Source organism: Actinomadura sp. GC306 (assembly GCF_004348665.1).
Classification (GTDB): Bacteria; Actinomycetota; Actinomycetes; order Streptosporangiales; family Streptosporangiaceae; genus Spirillospora.
Map to the genome: position 1 here is coordinate 1 of NZ_SMKM01000051.1, position 16,257 is coordinate 16,257.

At 73.2% G+C, this 16,257-nt stretch carries 13 protein-coding genes; 8 read left to right on the forward strand and 5 right to left on the reverse strand.

Features of this window, described 5'->3' with window-relative positions; genetic code table 11:
• Positions 1-2: 2 nt before the first annotated feature.
• Both E1200_RS10365 and E1200_RS10370 read right to left on the reverse strand, forming a co-directional pair.
• Positions 3-308: a protealysin inhibitor emfourin gene (locus tag E1200_RS10365; RefSeq protein ID WP_131951617.1), complete on the reverse strand. Its 306-nt coding sequence runs from the start codon at positions 306-308 to the stop codon at positions 3-5.
• Between the two features lie 32 nt (positions 309-340).
• On the reverse strand, positions 341-1,804 hold the full coding sequence (locus E1200_RS10370) for a hypothetical protein (protein WP_131951618.1): 1,464 nt from the start codon (positions 1,802-1,804) through the stop codon (positions 341-343).
• Between the two features lie 263 nt (positions 1,805-2,067).
• Here E1200_RS10370 and pcrA point away from each other — a divergent pair, with 263 nt between their 5' ends.
• Positions 2,068-4,323: a DNA helicase PcrA gene (gene pcrA / locus E1200_RS10375; protein ID WP_207933282.1), complete on the forward strand. Its 2,256-nt coding sequence runs from the start codon at positions 2,068-2,070 to the stop codon at positions 4,321-4,323.
• A 3-nt stretch (positions 4,324-4,326) separates the two neighbouring features.
• Here pcrA and erm read toward each other — a convergent pair whose 3' ends face one another.
• Both erm and E1200_RS10385 read right to left on the reverse strand, forming a co-directional pair.
• Entirely contained in the window at positions 4,327-5,091 is a 765-nt protein-coding gene (erm, locus tag E1200_RS10380) for an ErmE/ErmH/ErmO/ErmR family 23S rRNA (adenine(2058)-N(6))-methyltransferase (protein WP_131951619.1), read from the reverse strand.
• Between the two features lie 368 nt (positions 5,092-5,459).
• Positions 5,460-7,037, reverse strand: coding sequence for a glycoside hydrolase family 15 (locus E1200_RS10385; RefSeq protein ID WP_243708463.1), 1,578 nt, complete (start codon positions 7,035-7,037; stop codon positions 5,460-5,462).
• A 300-nt stretch (positions 7,038-7,337) separates the two neighbouring features.
• Here E1200_RS10385 and sucC point away from each other — a divergent pair, with 300 nt between their 5' ends.
• Both sucC and sucD read left to right on the forward strand, forming a co-directional pair.
• Complete coding sequence (sucC, locus tag E1200_RS10390; protein WP_131951620.1) at positions 7,338-8,513, forward strand: ADP-forming succinate--CoA ligase subunit beta; 1,176 nt, start codon at positions 7,338-7,340, stop codon at positions 8,511-8,513.
• Positions 8,514-8,516: 3 nt separating this feature from the next.
• Positions 8,517-9,404: a succinate--CoA ligase subunit alpha gene (gene sucD / locus E1200_RS10395; protein ID WP_131951621.1), complete on the forward strand. Its 888-nt coding sequence runs from the start codon at positions 8,517-8,519 to the stop codon at positions 9,402-9,404.
• A 133-nt stretch (positions 9,405-9,537) separates the two neighbouring features.
• On the opposite strand, the gene E1200_RS10400 is transcribed toward sucD, so the two are convergent.
• Entirely contained in the window at positions 9,538-10,782 is a 1,245-nt protein-coding gene (locus E1200_RS10400; protein ID WP_131951622.1) for a cytochrome P450, read from the reverse strand.
• A gap of 324 nt (positions 10,783-11,106) precedes the next feature.
• Here E1200_RS10400 and E1200_RS10405 point away from each other — a divergent pair, with 324 nt between their 5' ends.
• The 5 genes from E1200_RS10405 to E1200_RS10425 all read left to right on the forward strand — a co-directional run bounded on the left by E1200_RS10405 (position 11,107) and on the right by E1200_RS10425 (position 16,247).
• A complete protein-coding gene (locus tag E1200_RS10405; protein WP_131951623.1) occupies positions 11,107-11,541 on the forward strand; it encodes a hypothetical protein in 435 nt (144 codons plus the stop codon).
• Positions 11,542-11,762: 221 nt separating this feature from the next.
• Positions 11,763-12,773 (forward strand): ketoacyl-ACP synthase III, encoded by a 1,011-nt coding sequence (locus tag E1200_RS10410; protein ID WP_131951624.1) that lies wholly within the window; start codon positions 11,763-11,765, stop codon positions 12,771-12,773.
• A 38-nt stretch (positions 12,774-12,811) separates the two neighbouring features.
• Positions 12,812-13,576, forward strand: coding sequence for a glycosyltransferase family A protein (locus E1200_RS10415; protein WP_243708464.1), 765 nt, complete (start codon positions 12,812-12,814; stop codon positions 13,574-13,576).
• Entirely contained in the window at positions 13,573-14,745 is a 1,173-nt protein-coding gene (locus E1200_RS10420; RefSeq protein WP_243708465.1) for a cytochrome P450, read from the forward strand. The genes E1200_RS10415 and E1200_RS10420 overlap by 4 nt, the downstream gene beginning before the upstream one ends.
• A complete protein-coding gene (locus tag E1200_RS10425) occupies positions 14,742-16,247 on the forward strand; it encodes a class I adenylate-forming enzyme family protein (RefSeq protein ID WP_131951625.1) in 1,506 nt (501 codons plus the stop codon). Before E1200_RS10420 ends, E1200_RS10425 begins: the two co-directional genes overlap by 4 nt.
• Positions 16,248-16,257: the final 10 nt, after the last annotated feature.

Genomic DNA, 16,257 nt, shown 5'->3' on the forward strand with positions numbered 1-16,257 from the left:
GTTCAGGGGGTGTCGGGGCCCGTTAGGAGCGTTCGGAGGGCGGGGGATCCGGCCGTGGCCGGGTCGCCGCGTACCTCGTAGACGCGTGTTTCCGCGCGGAGCCCGGCGTCCTCGGAGACCGTGATCCGGTAGGCGGGGAGGTCGGCGCCGACCTCCCCGCCGCCACCGCGTGCCTGCGCCGCGTCGAGGGCCCGCACGGCGTCCCGGATGCGGCCGGCCGCCCCGGACGGGAGCGCGGCGGTGTCGTAGCGCGCGACCACGGTCTCCCGGCCGGTGAACCCGCCGGTGCTCTCGACCGTCACCCGCATGGCGTCCGCTCCTCCCCGCCGCGCGCCCGGTGCTACTTGCTGAAGGCGCGGCGCAGTGCTTCGAGATCCTCGCGGAGGATGTCGTCGTCCTCCAGCGCGCCCCCCTCGGCCAGTTTCGCCGGGGAGACGAGCTCGTACTCGGGCATCTGCATCGTGCCGCAGCAGCGCGACCTGTCCTGCTCGGCGCGCAGGCTCGCCGACCGGTCGTCGAACGGCCCGACCTCGGTGACGTCCCGGCCGTCCCCGGTGTAGCCGGCGTCCGCCATCCGCATCTGCCCGCTCATCAGGTCGTCCAGCGGCGTGACGGCCGTCGTGATCTCGCGGACCGCGAACCGGTTCCGGATGAACGTGCGGTGGATCGCCGGGTCCCCGCGGTCCGCGGAGATCCGCAGCATCTCGTTCGCGACGTCCGCGTACCGCGCGCCCGTGGCCGGGGACGCGACGAACGCCTCGAACACCAGCCCGCACAGCGCCGACGCGGTCTCGATCAGCACGAGCGCCGGGTCCTTCGTGCGCAGCTGCCGGTTCAGCTCGAACGCGAAGACGTCCGCCAGCACGTCGTAGACCGCGCCGGTGAACACCTGCGAGATCGCGTGGACCTCGTTGCCGACCTCGCTCAGCTTCAGGTCGTTGTCGGCGTTGCGCAGCCCGGCCGGCATCCCGAGGGCCTTGCCGAACTCCTCGGCGACGTCCGCCAGGAACGACTTGTCGTGCAGGTTCGCCTTGGTCAGAGCCACCAGCGCGTCCGCCTGGTCGGGCTGCGCCAGCGCCAGGAAGATCGCCGTGAGGTCGCCGAACGACTCGTGCAGGCCGCCGGTCTGCGGCGGGTTGCCCGCCGACAGCCAGCCCGGCTTCAGCCCGTCCAGCAGCGCGTGCCCCGTCTCGTGCGCGACGATGTCGAACGACCGGCACGTGTGGACGACGGATGCGTCCGGCACCCCTTCCGGGGTGAAGAACATGAACTTCAGGGCTTGCGCCGTCCGGCTGTAGAACGCGTTCGCGCCCGTGGCCGCGTGCGGGAACACCGAGATCGGGTCGGTGTTGCCGCCGGTGTTCCACGCGAACGGGATCGGCTCGCCGCCGTTGTGCCGCTCGAACAGCGCCATCGCCTGCCGGACGACGGCGAACGTGTGCGCGCAGTCGAACTCGGGCGTGCCGGGATCGAACACGAAGTCGCCGCTGACGTTGCGCGCGACCGGCGTGACACCGGGGCACTCGATCCTCACCCGCGCGTCCGCCGGGCCGTTCAGCACCACGGTCGGGATGAACGCGAGCCGCGCGCCCAGCTCGGTGACGGACGGGTCCTGCTTGTAGACGCGGACGCGGTGCCCGGTCCGCGGCGGCAGCGGAACCGGCACCGGGTTCGGCGCCGGCGCCGGACGCGCCGCGGGCTGCGCGGGCGGTGCGGCGGCCTGCGGCCCCCGCCCAGGCCACTGCGCGGGGACCTGCGTCCCGGTCTCCCGCTGCGCTCGGATGTCCTGCTGGTGGATCGTCATCGACGCCACCTCCCCGTGACAGGCGCGGGTCCTGCTGACCCGGCGCTCCTCAGAGCGGGCGCGCGGGGAAAGCCCGTTCTTCCAGTTGAAACGCTGCGCCGGTCGGAAGATCCAGTCAACCCGGGGAGTCCAAAAGGGCGGCCATCTGTCCACATGCTGCCGCGCGGAGCTCCGGGGCCCGGCGGGGGCGGGACGTGCCGCAGCCCGCCGGGCCGGGCGGGACGCGCCGAAAACGTCGCCGCCGCGCCGTAGACTCGCACGTGATGTCGAAGACTGAAGCTCACCCCCTGCTCGACGGCCTCAACCCGCAGCAGCGGGCCGCCGTCGTGCACTCCGGCGGCCCGCTGCTGATCGTCGCGGGCGCCGGATCGGGCAAGACCCGGGTCCTCACCCACCGCGTCGCGCACCTGCTGGGCGAACGCGACGTGCACCCCGGCCAGATCCTGGCGATCACGTTCACCAACAAGGCCGCCGCCGAGATGAAGGAGCGCGTCGACGCGCTCGTCGGGCCGCGCTCGCGCGCCATGTGGGTGATGACGTTCCACTCGGCGTGCGTCCGGATCCTGCGCCGCGAGGCCAAGCGGCTCGGCTTCCCCACGAGCTTCTCGATCTACGACCAGGCCGACGCGAACCGGCTGATGGCGCTCGTGTGCCGCGAGCTCGACCTCGACCCCAAGCGGTACCCGCCGAAGTCGTTCAGCGCCCAGGTGTCCAACCTGAAGAACGAGCTGATCGACTACGAGACGTTCAAGGACCGGGCGTCCACCCACATGGAGCAGACGCTCGCCGAGGCGTACGAGATGTACCAGGCGCGGCTGCAGCAGGCCGGCGCCATGGACTTCGACGACCTGATCATGCTGACGGTCAACCTGCTGCAGGTGTTCCCGGAGGCCGCCGAGCACTACCGGCGCCGGTTCCGGCACGTCCTCGTCGACGAGTACCAGGACACCAACCACGCGCAGTACGAGCTGGTCCGGGAGCTGACCGCCCCCGTGGAGGGGCTGGGGCCGGCCGAGCTGTGCGTCGTCGGCGACGCCGACCAGTCGATCTACGCGTTCCGCGGCGCGACGATCCGCAACATCCTGGAGTTCGAGCGCGACTACCCGGACGCCACCACGATCATGCTGGAGCAGAACTACCGCTCCACGCAGACGATCCTGTCGGCGGCCAACGCGGTCATCGAGCGCAACGCCGACCGCAAGCCGAAGAAGCTCTGGTCCGACCAGGGCGAGGGCCACAAGATCACCGGCTATGTGGCCGACAACGAGCACGACGAGGCCGCGTTCGTCGCCCGCGAGGTCGACCGGCTCACCGACGAGGACGAGGCCCGCCCCGGCGACGTCGCCGTCTTCTACCGCACCAACGCCCAGTCGCGCGTGTTCGAAGAGGTGTTCATCCGCGTCGGCCTGCCCTACAAGGTCGTCGGCGGCGTCCGCTTCTACGAGCGCAAGGAGATCCGCGACCTGCTCGCCTACCTGCGCTGCCTCGCCAACCCCGAGGACACCGTCTCCCTGCGCCGCATCCTGAACGTCCCCAAGCGCGGCATCGGCGACCGCGCCGAGGCGTGCGTCGAGGCGTACGCGTCCCGCGAGCGCATCTCGTTCTGGCAGGCGCTCCGGGTGCCCGAGGACGTGCCCGGCATGGCGACCCGCTCGATCAAGGCCGTCCGCGACTTCGTCGCCCTGCTGGACGAGCTGCGCGGCGCCGCCGAGACGCTCACCCCCGCCGACCTGGTCGCCGAGGTGCTGAAGGCCAGCGGCTACCTCGCCGAGCTCCAGGCGTCCAAGGACCCGCAGGACGAGACCCGCGTCGAGAACCTCCACGAGCTGGAGGCCGTCGCCCGCGAGTTCGAGGAGCGCCTCGACGGCGAACCCGCCGAGGGCCGCCTGGCCGAGTTCCTCGAACAGGTGGCGCTGGTCGCCGACGCCGACTCCATCCCGGGTGGGGCCAAGGGCAACCCCGTCCCGCCGGGCGAGCAGCCCGAGGAGACCGACGACGGCGTCGTCACCCTCATGACCCTGCACACCGCCAAGGGCCTCGAATTCCCCGTCGTGTTCCTCACCGGCATGGAGGACGGCGTCTTCCCGCACCTGCGCGCCATGAGCAACCCGAAGGAACTCGAAGAGGAGCGCCGCCTCGCCTACGTCGGCATCACCCGCGCCCGGCAGCGCCTCTACCTGTCGCGCGCCACGATGCGCAGCTCGTGGGGCGCCCCGCAGGTCAATCCGCCGTCCCGCTTCCTGGGCGAGGTCCCGAAGCCGCTCATCGAGTGGGAGCGCGAGGCGTCGACGACGTCCGGGTCCGCGATGTCGCAGCTGGCGGCGCGGCCGGGCGTCCGCGCCGCGGGCGGCCGTCCCGTCCCGGCGCTGTCGCCGGGCGACAAGGTCACCCACGACGCGTTCGGCCTCGGCACGGTCGTCTCCGTCTACGACAAGGGCGAGAAGGCCAGCGTCGACTTCGGCGGTGACTACGGCGTCCGCACCCTGGTCCTCCGCTACGCCACCATCGAGAAGCTCTGACGCCTACAGCAGGACGTGGGCCAGGGTCAGCCACTGGTCCGGGGTGACCTCGCCGACGAGGGCCGTCCGGTCGAGGGCGGCCTCGCGGAAGGCGGCGTCCAGGCGGCGCCGTCCCGTGTACGGGCGCAGTGACGCGTGCAGCGAGCCGCCCTTGCCGGTGAAGCCGGCGTCGACCATGTCCGCGTAGTCGTCCATGAGGTCGCCGGGCAGCAGCGGCGCGGGACGGCGGGCCAGCCGCAGGATCCCGCCGTCCACCCGCGGGACGGGCCGGAACTCCGCCCGCGGGACCCGGCCGAGCAGCCGCCACTCCACCTCCGGCCACGTGCGGATCGTGCGGCGCGTCCAGCGGCCGTAGCCGCCGGTCCGCTTGCGCGCGTACTCCCACTGGGTGATCAGGGTGGCGGTGGTCAGCGTCGGTGCCGCCAGGCACCAGCCGACGATGTCGGCGGTGCGCGCGAACGGCGCGTTCCCCGCCACCGCGAACGGCTCGGCGGGCGGCCGCGCCGCGAGGAAGTCCCCGGCGACGACGCGCACGTTGCCGGTCTCGCGGAAGCGGGCGCGGAGCGCGGCGGCGTGCCGGGGGTCGAGTTCGTAGGCGACGAGTTCGCGGCAGCGCGGGGCCAGCGCCGCGGTGACGGCGCCGCGGCCGGCGCCGACCTCCCAGACGAGGCGGCCGCCGGCGTGCGCGGCGAAGCGGCGGGCCGCGCGCGGGGACAGGAAGTTCTGTGACAGTTCGCGCCGGGCGCGGTCGATCGGAGTGCGGGCCACGGGCCTGCGTCCCTTTCCCTGGGACGGGCAGGCGGCGGCCGGGCACCGGGTGAGGGAGGGCCGTCGCCTGCCCGAACGGAACGTTCGGACTCGGCTCGGGCCCCGGACGGGACGCGAAAGGAGAAGGACGCGTCAGCGCGTGCGCGTCGGGACGCGGATCAGCGGCGGCCGGCCGGGGCACCGTGGCCACGGCGCAGGCGAACCGCGAACGGCATCGCGTGCGGGTGGCCGGTACGGCCGGTGCGGGTCACCGCCGCGCAACCGGAGGCCGCTGCTCCGCACATGGGGCGCCTCCAGACGACGGGACCGATCGACGTGCTGCAGCGTAGGCGGGGCTTCGGCGTCGCCGCAAAGGGTTTTCCGGCGGGTCAGTCCGCAGGTGGGACGGGCAGCGGGTCCTGCAGCGCGGACAGGCTCAGCAGGACGAGCGCCGCCGTCCAGCCCAGCGGCGCGGGCCCGGCGGGGCGGCTGTCCGGGCCGACCTTCTCCGGCAGGACGCCCAGCGAGGTGCGGTGGGCCGACAGCCAGCTCAGCCGGCTGAGCGCGTCGCCGGTCCGGCCGGACGCGGCGGCCGCGAGACCGAACATGGCGACCTCCGGCGTCCACGCGACGTCGGGGGAGCCCGCCCACCGCTCGCCCGGCAGGACCCCGCCGTTCGGGAGCGCCTGCTTGCGGGCGGCGTCGAAGACCGCGCCGGTGACGCCGGGGTCGGCGGCTGCGAACGGCGGCGCGATGAACGTGACCGAGGTGTCCATCAGCCCGCCGGGGACGGGGGAGCGCGGGTAGCCGAAGGGGGCGAACTGGCGGTCGACCGCGGCGGAGACGCGCCGCGCCGCGTGCCGCCACTCGGCGGCCTTCGCGCCGTCGCCGCGGCTTGCGGCGAGGTCGGCGGCGGACCGCAGGCCCGCGAGCACCGGCCCGACGACGCCGAGGGTGGGGCGCCGCGGGTCCTGCTCGTGCCGGGGGTCGCGCTCCCAGTAGTCGGACGAGGCGGGCGGCAGCCCCTCGGCGTCCAGCGACCGCGCGAGGTGGTCGGCGGCGCGCCGGACCATCGGCCACACGCCGGGGACCTCGCCGTCCGCCTGCGGGTGGTGCTGCCGGTGGAACCAGGTCGCCCACAGGACCCAGCCGAGCGAGTCGAGCTGCGCGGCCCGGCCGTCGGTGACGGCCGTCCCGTTGGCGTGGTAGCGCGCGGCCCACATGCCGTCCTCGCTCTGCACCTCGGAGAGGAAGCCGAGGATGCGGCGGGCCTCGGCGGGGTGCCCGGTCACGGTGAAGGCGGCGGCGGCGAACGCGGAGTCGCGCGGCCAGGCGTACCGCCACTTGGAGTACCAGGAGGCGAGCGACGCCCCGTTCGGGCGGGTGAGGAGCCGCAGGTCGAGCAGCGCGCGGGCCGCCATGTCGCGGAAGCCGGGGTCGGTCCCGGTGACCGGGTCGAGCCCGCCGGTCGGGATGGTGCCCTGGGACAGCCAGGAGCTGTCGGAGTGGACCGCGTGGCGGACCATGGGGTCGTCCGCCGCGACGGTCACCGGCTTCTCGCCGCCGGACGGGATGAGCCGGATCCGCCCGTCCGGGAGCCGGACGGCGGAGCTGTCGGGCAGGTACACCGCGCCCTCCGCCTCCTCGGGCGGCAGCGGGACCCCGGTGAACGGCCAGCCGCCCCCGCCGATCAGCCCGGGGCTCGCCCAGCCGGGCTCGGTGCGTTCGGGGGCGGTGGCGCCGCCGGTGGCGATGAGGGCCGCGACGAGGAGGACCGCTCCGGTGCGCCGGAAGACGCGCGTCCGCCGCCGCCGTCCGGACCGCCGGCCCGGGGGCCGCTGGACGGGGGAGCCGGGGACGAGATCGCTGCGGACGGCGTGCGAACCGGACCGAACCTGCGCCGCGCGGCCGGGTGCGGCATCGGCGGAGACGGGTTCCGCGACTCTGGTGTCCCGTTCGTCCGCCATCGCCATACGTCCGCCCCCTGCCGCTATCGCCGCCCTTGCTGATCACCGAAGCCCGAATAAGTACATCAAACTACGTCAACCGGTTCGTCCTCCTCACGTGCCACTCGTGTGCCCGCCCGGAGGAGGAGCACACCTTCCCAAAGGTGACACTCGCGGACAGTCGGACCCGGCGGCATCACCACGGAGCCGGGTTGACTAGGCTGCATCGACGGAGCGGACCGCAGAGTGCCGGCCGCACGGAGTCCCGTGTAACCCCCACTCGTGTGGTCATTCGGCTGTCGATCCGTTTAAGGACGCCTCGTGGACCTGTTCGAACATCAGGCGAAGGAACTCTTCGCCGAGTACGGGGTACCGGTGCCCACCGGCAAGGTGGCGCACACCCCTGAGGAAGCCCGGGCCATCGCGGCGGAGCTCTTCGCCGCGGGAAGCTCGAAGGTCGTGGTCAAGGCCCAGGTGAAGACCGGGGGCCGCGGCAAGGCCGGCGGCGTGAAGCTGGCCGACTCGGCGGACGAGGCGCAAGCCCTCGCCGGGCAGATCCTCGGCATGGACATCAAGGGCCACACGGTCCACAAGGTCCTGGTCGAGGAGGGCAGCGCGATCGCGCAGGAGTACTACTTCTCCTTCCTGCTCGACCGCGCCAACCGCACCTTCCTGTCCATCTGCTCCGTCGAGGGCGGCGTGGAGATCGAGGAGGTGCCGCACGACCGGCTGGCGATGGTGCAGCTCTCGCCGCTGGACGGCGTCGACCGCGTGCGGGCCCGCGAGATCGCCGAGCAGGGCCGGCTCCCGGAGGAGGCCCTCGATGGCGCCGCCGAGATCATCGAGCGCCTCTGGGCCGTGTTCACCGACGAGGACGCCTCCCTCGTCGAGGTGAACCCGATGATCCTCACCGCCGGCGGCGAGGTGAAGGCCCTCGACGGCAAGGTCACGCTGGACGACAACGCGGCCTTCCGGCAGGAGCACGACAAGTACGAGGACAAGAGCGCGGCCGACCCGCTGGAGGCGGCGGCCAAGGCCAAGGACCTCAACTACGTCAAGCTGGATGGCAGCGTCGGCATCATCGGCAACGGCGCGGGGCTGGTCATGTCCACCCTGGACGTCGTCGCCTACGCCGGTGAGGAGTTCGGCGGCCAGAAGCCCGCGAACTTCCTCGACATCGGCGGCGGCGCGTCCGCCGAGGTGATGGCGAACGGGCTGGAGATCGTCCTGTCGGACGGCGACGTGAAGTCGGTGTTCGTGAACGTCTTCGGCGGCATCACGGCGTGCGACGCCGTCGCCAACGGCATCGTGTCGGCCTACAAGCTGCTCGCCGAGCGCGGCGAGGCCGTCAACCGCCCCCTCGTCGTCCGGCTGGACGGCAACAACGCCGACCTCGGGCGCAAGATCCTGAGCGACGCGGCGCTGGACGGCGTACAGCAGGTCGACACCATGGACGACGCGGCAAAGCGTGCCGCGGAACTCGCGGCAGGTGCATGAGCGATGGCCATCTGGCTCACCGAGAACAGCAAGATCATCATTCAGGGCATCACCGGCTCCGAGGGCACCAAGCACGGCCGCCGGATGCTCGCCTCCGGCGCGCAGGTCGTCGGCGGTGTGAACGCCCGCAAGGCCGGGCAGACCGTCGACTTCGACGGCACCGCGCTCCCGGTCCTCGGCACCGTCAAGGAGGCGATGGAGCAGACCGGCGCGGACGTGTCGGTCGTGTTCGTCCCGCCGAAGTTCACCAAGGACGCCGTCGTCGAGGCGATCGACGCCGAGATCCCCCTCTGCGTCGTCATCACCGAGGGCATCCCCGTCCACGACACCGCCTACTTCTGGGCCTACGCCGAGAAGAAGGGCGGCAAGACGCGCATCATCGGGCCGAACTGCCCCGGGATCGCCTCGCCCGGCAAGTCGAACGCCGGCATCATCCCGGCCGACATCACCACCCCCGGCCGCATCGGGCTGGTGTCGAAGTCGGGCACGCTGACCTACCAGATGATGTACGAGCTGCGCGACGTCGGCTTCTCCACCTGCGTCGGCATCGGCGGCGACCCCGTCATCGGGACGACCCACATCGACGCCCTCCAGGCGTTCCAGGACGACCCCGACACCGACGCCATCGTGATGATCGGCGAGATCGGCGGTGACGCCGAGGAGCGCGCCGCCGCCTACATCGAGCAGCACGTGACCAAGCCGGTCGTCGGCTACGTCGCCGGGTTCACCGCCCCCGAGGGCAAGACGATGGGCCACGCCGGCGCCATCGTGTCCGGCTCGTCCGGCACCGCGGAGGCGAAGAAGGAGGCCCTGGAGAAGGTCGGCGTCCGGGTCGGCAAGACCCCCAGCGAGACCGCCGTCCTGATGCGCGAGATCATGCGCAACCTCTAACCCGAGCCGGAAGACGCCCGCCCCACCAAGGGACGGGCGTCTTTTCGCTCCCACCTCTTCGTTCACTTGCGGCGTGTTGTTGTTATGGGGCGCCCCATAACAACAACACGCCGCAAGTCAACGAGACGGGGGACTAGGCGTAGCGGACGGGGAGTTCCTTGATGCCGTTCAGCCACGGGGAGCGCAGGCGGCGTGGTTCGCCCAGGCGCGTTATGTCCGGCATCTGGTCGGCTATCGCGTCGAACATCAGCCGGATCTCCAGCCGCGCCAGATTCGCGCCGATGCAGAAGTGCGCGCCGGTGCCGCCGAACCCCAGGTGCGGGTTCGGGGAGCGGGTGATGTCGAACGAGGCCGGGGCGTCGAACACGTCCTCGTCGAAGTTGGCGGAGCTGTAGTACATCGCCAGGCGGTCGCCCGCCTTGATCTCCACGCCGCCCAGCTCGGTGTCGCGGGTGGCGGTGCGCTGGAACGCGGTCACCGGCGTCGCCCAGCGGACGATCTCGTCGACCGCGCTCTCGGGGCGCTCGGCCTTGAACAGCTCCCACTGCTCGGGGGCGTCCATGAACGCGATCATGCCGTGCGAGATGGCGTTGCGGGTCGTCTCGTTGCCCGCGACGGCGAGCAGGATCGTGAAGTAGCCGAACTCGTCGTCGGTGAGGCCGCGCCCGTCCACGTCGGCCTGGACCAGCTTGGTGACGATGTCGTGGGCGGGGCAGCCGCGCCGCCGGTCGGCCAGCTCCATCGCGTACCCGATGATCTCGGCGGCGGCGCAGGCGGGGTCGGCGTCGTACTCGGGATCGTCGTAGCCGAGCATCTGGTTGGACCAGTCGAACAGCCGGCGGCGGTCCTCCTGCGGGACGCCCATCAGCTCGGCGATGGCCTGCAGCGGCAGCTCCGCCGCGATCTCGGTGACGAAGTCGCCCTCGCCGCCGCGCCGCCGGGCCTCGGCGACGATCCGCTCCGCGCGCTCCTGCAGCGCGTCGTGCAGCCGGTTGATCACGCGTGGGGTGAAGCCGCGCGAGACGATCTGGCGGAGCTTGGTGTGCTGCGGCGGGTCCATGTGCAGCAGGAGGTTCTCGCGCTGGACGTCCAGTTCCTCGGTGCCGAGCGACTCGTTGAACCGGATGATCGCGCCGTTGGCGTTCGAGGAGAACAGCTCGTGGTCGCGCGAGATCTCCTTGATGTGCGCGTGCTTGCTGATCACCCAGAAGCCGTCGTCGTCGAAGCCGGTGCGGCCGCGCGGCTGGGCGTTCCACCAGGGCCGCCCCGTCCGGCGCAGCAGGGCGAACTCGGCGAGGGGGACGCGCTCGGCCATGAGGTCCGGGTCGCTGAAGTCGAATCCGGCGGGGACGGGGGTCTCCGGCGTGGTGGCGGTCATGGGCGGTTCCTCCCGGTGCGCGGCGCGAACTCGCCTTCACCGTAGAACGCGTTCCATGCCGACTTCAAGAGTAAATGAGACTCAAGTCTAAACAAGGGTCTTGTCAAGAGTCTCCGCAGGTCGGCGGGGCTCTGAGGTGTGCGGACGCCGTGGGCGGGTCACTGCCACGGAAGCATGATCGATCTCAAGATCGACGGGCGGTGAGGTTCGTCACCCGGGGCTGGGGGGTTAGGTAGAACGCGTTCTAGAAAACGGGGGGATGGATCGTCCGACAGGTCGACTAGCCTGGGTGATCCGACCGCCCCCGGCGCCGGAGAGAACCCCATGGCCGCAGATTTCGACGAGCCCGTGTTCGACGACGACTTCATCCGGGGCGCCACGTTCACCGAGCCCAGCGCCCGCGAGCGCCTCCGGCCCCCGAGCAGGCGCGAGCAGCGGCGCATCCGCCGCGCCGCCCGGCGCGCCCGGCGCACCGGCGGGGTGAGCTTCCTGCGGCGGCGCGCGCACCGCGAGCCGAGCTACCGGCGGTCGGTCGTGCAGTTGGTCGGCATCATCGCGCTGCTGTTCGCGATCTCGTTCGCGCTGTGGTGGTGGAACCGGCCGCCCGCCGAGCCGGAGCCGGTCCGGCCGGTGTTCCCGACGGCCCCGGAGAACCCCGGGGCCCCCGGGAACCCGGGGGTCCCGGAGAACCCGGGCGGCCCGGGGGAGCCGGCGCCCGGCCCGACCGCGGAGGTCCCGGAGGAGATCCCCGAGGTCTAGCGGCCGCCGTTCTCGATCTTCCCGCTGGTCAGCCCGCCGACCCGCCGACTGGCGGAGCCGCCGGAAACCCGGTAGTACTCAAATCGGATGAGTGGCGGTACTCACGGCGAACCGGGGTACATCGCCCACCCCTGGTTCCGTAGGGTCGCTCTGGCCGGGAGCGTCCGGGGTCGGCGAGTCTGATCGTCCACCGAGCACGAGGAACCGGGGGACCCCAGCCCATGAGAGCCCGCATCGCCGCCGTCGCGGCGCACCTGCCCGAGCGGACGGTCACCAGCGCCGAGGTCGAGGCGCGCATCGCGGCCGAGAGCGCGGCGGACGGCGGTTACCGGCCGCATCCCACGATCGTCGAGCGGATGACCGGGATCCGCGCCCGGCACGTCATGCGGGACGACGAGCAGGCGTCCGACCTGGCCGTCGCCGCGGCCCGCGACGTCCTCGCCCAGCGCGGGCTCCAGCCGGCCGGCGTCGACCTGCTGATCTTCGGTTCGGCGTCCCAGGACCTCATCGAGCCCGCCACTGCCCACATCGTCGCGGCCAAGCTCGGCGCGGCCTGCCCGGTCTTCGACGTCAAGAACGCCTGCAACAGCTTCCTGAACGGCCTGCAGATGGCGGACGCGCTGATCCGCACCGGGCAGCACGAGCGGGTGCTGGTCTGCACGGGCGAGAGCCCGTCGCGGGCCGTCCGCTGGAAGGTCCGCGACCGCGCCCAGTTCGTCGACGCCTTCGCCGGCTACACCCTCTCCGACGGCGGCGCCGCGGCGCTCGTCGAGGCGGCCCCCGACGGCGGGATCTTCTACCGCGACTTCGCCGCCGTCTCCAGCGCCTGGCGGGTCGGGACGCTGCCCGCCGGCGGCTCCATGCACCCCCGCGACCCCGAGTACACCTACTTCAGCGGGGACGGGCGCCGGCTCAAGGACGCGTTCCTCGCCGGCGGTTCGGAGATCTTCACGACCGCGCTGGAGAAGACGGGCCTGGCGTGGGACGACTTCGCGGTCGTCGCCGTCCACCAGGTGACGGTGCCGTACCTGGAGGTGCTGCGGTCGGTCCTCGGCGTCCCGGCGGACCGGCTCGTCGTCACGCTGCCCGAGCACGGGAACGTCGCGTCCGCGAGCCTGCCGCTGCAGCTCGCCACCGCGCTCGCCGAGGGGCGCTGCGGCCCCGGCGACCGCGTCGCCATGATCGGCCTCGCCGGCGGCATCAGCCTCGGCGTCCTGTTCGCGGAGCTGTGACCATGCCTCTGCCCATGCGTCTGCCCATGCATCTGCCCATGCATCTGCCCATGGATCTGTGGGTCGTCGTCCCCGCCTACGACGAGGAGCGCTCGATCGGCGCGACGCTGCGCCGCCTCGCCGAGCAGACCGACACGGGCTTCTCGCTGGTCGTGGTCGACAACGGCAGCACCGACGACACGGCACGGATCGTCAAGGAGTTCGCCGCGGAGTCGGCGCCGTTCGACGTGCGGATCGTCCACGAGCCGGAGAAGGGGACGGGCGCCGCGTCCGACACCGGCGTCCGGCACGCCATCAGCGCCGGGGCCACGCACATCGCCCGCACCGACGCCGACTGCCTGCCGCACCGCGACTGGATCGCGGCGGTGCGGCGGGCGTTCGGCGAGGGCCTGGAGCTGGTGTCGGGGCCGCTGCTGCCCCGCACCGACGAGTTCCCGCTGAAGTTCTGGGAGCGGCGCCTGCTGCCCGCCGTCATCGACCTCGCCGCCCTGTTCGGACGGTTCCGGCCCGGCAACCAGGACCCCGCCTACCTCGGCCCCTACGTGATGATGCCGGGCTGCAACCTCGCGATCACCGCGGACCTGTACGAGCGGGCCGGCGGTTTCCCCCGCACCCGGATCGAGGAGGTCCACGAGGACCGCGCGCTGGTCAACCGCGTCCGCTACGTCACCGACGCCTACGGGCTGCGCAAGGACGTGGTGATGTACGGGTCGGTGCGGCGGCTGCGCGCGTTCGGCCTGGTCAAGACCCTCGGGTGGTACGCCGACCACCGCTACATGCCCGACGTCGTGGACATCCGGTGAAGCGCGGACATCCGGTGAACTGGGAGCGGCGGCTCTACCTGACCGCGCACCCGGTCGCCTACCCGCTGCTGCGGGGGCTCGCCAAGCGCGGCGCGATCGTCCGCGTGCCGGGCCTCGGGGTGGTGGTGAACGACGCGTCCCTGGCCCGCGAGATCCTCATGGACGGCGAGACGTTCCGCAAGGACGGGCCGGGCTCGCCCGGAGACCTGTGGACGCCCGTGCTGGGGCCGTCCGTCCTGCTCAACATGGAGGGCGCGGCGCACCGGGCGCTGCGGCGGCGGCTGACCGACCTGTTCGTCCCGGCCTACACCGAGGGGCTCTGCGACCGGGTCCTCGCCGAGCCCCTCGCGCGCCTCGCCGGACGGCTCGGGCGCGGCGAGGACGTCGACCTGGTGGACGCGGCCCGCGTCATGGCGGCGGCGGTCATCAGCGAGGTCATCGGCCTGGACCTGCGCACCGAGGCGGCCTACCGGGACCTGTTCGAGCAGGGCGAGCGCGTCGTGTCGATGGTGTCGCTGCGGACCCGCCGGCTGTCCCCGGCGCAGGTCCGGCGCGCCCGCGACGTGCTCGACCCGCTCGGTGACGCCGCGGAGAAGGCGTACCTGGGCGACGAGTCCACGGTGATGGGGCGGATGCGCGCGCTCGGCCTGTCGCGGGACGAGGCGCGCGGCGCCGCCGGGGCGTTCTTCCTGACCGGCACCGAGACCGTCGCGACCTTCATCCCGCGGCTGGTCGCCCTGCTGCACGACCACGGCCTGCTCGCCGCGGCCGCCACCGACCCGGCGCTGCTCGACCGCGCCATCGAGGACGCCATGCGGGTGACGACGCCGACCCCGGTGATGCTGCGCAGCGTGCACCGCCCGGCGACGGTCGGCGGCACCGCGATCCGCCCCGGCGACCGGGTGCTGATCGCCACGCACAACTGCTGCCGCGCGCACGGCCCGTTCGACCCGGACCGCCCGCATCCGCCGGAGCTGCGGCGGCTGTGGTTCGGCGCGGGCCCGCACTTCTGCATCGGGTACCCCCTCGCCATGGCGCAGATCCGGCGGGTCGCCGCCACCGTGCTCGGCGCCGGGCCGCTGGTGATCACGCGGCGGGCCGCGGCGCGGGGCGTGCTGATCCCGACGTACCGGCACCTGGCCGTCCGCGCGGAAGGCGGGGGCGCATGACGCTCGTCCAGCGGCTGCTCGACCGGGCCGCGGCGGCACCCGCCGAGGTCGCCCTGATCGCGGGGGACGGCGCCGAACTGACCTACGGCGAGCTGCGGCGGCAGGTGCTCGCCGTCCGGCACGGGCTCCTGGCGGCCGGGCTCGCGCCGGGCGACGGCGTGCTGTTCTCGGTGCGGCCGTCGCCGGAGTCGCTCGTCCTCGCGCTGGGCGTGGTCGCGGCCGGCGGAGTGGTGGTGTTCGCCGACCCGGGCGCCGGGCCGGAGATGTTCACCGCGCGGCTGCGGCTGGCGCGGCCGCGCTGGTCGGCGGCCGAGTCGGTGCTGTACGCGGGCAGCCGGCTGCGGCTCGTCCGGGCGTACGCGCGGCGGCGCGGGCTGCTGCTGCCGAACCTCGCCGACCTCCAGGTCCCCGGTGCGGAACCGATGCGGCACATCCACGTCGGCCGCCGCCTGCCCGGGGTGCCGCGCGACGCGCTGCCGTTCGCGCGGCTGGCCGCCGGGGACGCGCCGGAACCGGCCCCGGACGAGGACCCGGACGCCCCCGCCGCGGTGATCTTCACCTCGGGGACGACGGCCGACCCCCGCGCCGTCGTCCACACCCGGGCGTCCCTCGCGGCGGCGCTCGACCTGTTCCGGACGCGGCTGCCGCTCGGCCCCGGCGACGTCGTGCACACCGACCAGCTCATGCTCGGGCTGCCGACGCTGATCGCGGGTGCGCGGTGGTCGATGCCGCCGCTTGCCTCCCCGCCCGGTCACTTCGCCCGGCTGATGCGGGAACGGGGGGCGACGCACGTCTTCTGCGTCCCCGTCCACCTCGCCGACGTCCTGGACGCGTCGCCCGGACTGCCGCCGACCCTGCGGTACGTGCTGCTCGGGGCCGCTCCCGCGCCGCCGGCGATCCTGCGGCGGGCGGTCGCGGCGGCACCGTCCGCCGAGGTGCTGTCGGTGTACGCGATGACCGAGATCCTGCCGGTCGCGATCGCGTCGGCGGAGGAGAAGCTCGCCCACGCCGGGTCCGGCGACCTCCTCGGCGCGCCACTGCCGGGGGTCGGGGCCCGGATCGCGGACGACGGCGAACTGCTGCTGTCCGGCCCCAACCTCTGCCGCGGCTACCTCGGCGCTGACCCGCTCGCCGAGTTGCCGACCGGCGACCTCGCCCGCCTGGAGGAGGGCCGCCTCGTCCTCATGGGCCGCAAGAAGGACATGCTGATCCGCGGCAAGTTCAACCTCTACCCGGGCCTGTACGAGCCGGCGATCGCGGCGCTCCCGGACGTGGCCGAAGCCGCGATCGTGGGCGTCCCCGACCCCGGGACGGGTGACGAGGAGGTCGTGCTCGCGGTGGTCGGCCCCGCCGACCTCCCGGCCCGGCTCCGCCGCGCCCTGCCCGGCGTCATCGACCACGACGCGCTGCCCGACCGCATCGTCGTCCTGGACGGGCTGCCGCGCTCCGGCCGGACCCGCAAGCTCGACCGCGACCGCCTGCGCGAGCTGGTGAGCGCATGAGGCCGGTGAG

Excerpts from the sequence above, each read along its gene's own strand:
- sucD (WP_131951621.1), top strand. The coding sequence starts at position 8,517 with ATGGCCATCTGGCTCACCGAGAACAGCAAGATCATCATTCAGGGCATC.
- E1200_RS10425 (WP_131951625.1), top strand. The coding sequence starts at position 14,742 with ATGACGCTCGTCCAGCGGCTGCTCGACCGGGCCGCGGCGGCACCCGCC.
- E1200_RS10405 (WP_131951623.1), top strand. The coding sequence starts at position 11,107 with ATGGCCGCAGATTTCGACGAGCCCGTGTTCGACGACGACTTCATCCGG.
- pcrA (WP_207933282.1), top strand. The coding sequence starts at position 2,068 with ATGTCGAAGACTGAAGCTCACCCCCTGCTCGACGGCCTCAACCCGCAG.
- E1200_RS10400 (WP_131951622.1), bottom strand. The coding sequence starts at position 10,782 with ATGACCGCCACCACGCCGGAGACCCCCGTCCCCGCCGGATTCGACTTC.
- E1200_RS10410 (WP_131951624.1), top strand. The coding sequence starts at position 11,763 with ATGAGAGCCCGCATCGCCGCCGTCGCGGCGCACCTGCCCGAGCGGACG.
- E1200_RS10415 (WP_243708464.1), top strand. The coding sequence starts at position 12,812 with ATGCATCTGCCCATGGATCTGTGGGTCGTCGTCCCCGCCTACGACGAG.
- E1200_RS10365 (WP_131951617.1), bottom strand. The coding sequence starts at position 308 with ATGCGGGTGACGGTCGAGAGCACCGGCGGGTTCACCGGCCGGGAGACC.
- E1200_RS10370 (WP_131951618.1), bottom strand. The coding sequence starts at position 1,804 with ATGACGATCCACCAGCAGGACATCCGAGCGCAGCGGGAGACCGGGACG.
- E1200_RS10385 (WP_243708463.1), bottom strand. The coding sequence starts at position 7,037 with ATGGCGGACGAACGGGACACCAGAGTCGCGGAACCCGTCTCCGCCGAT.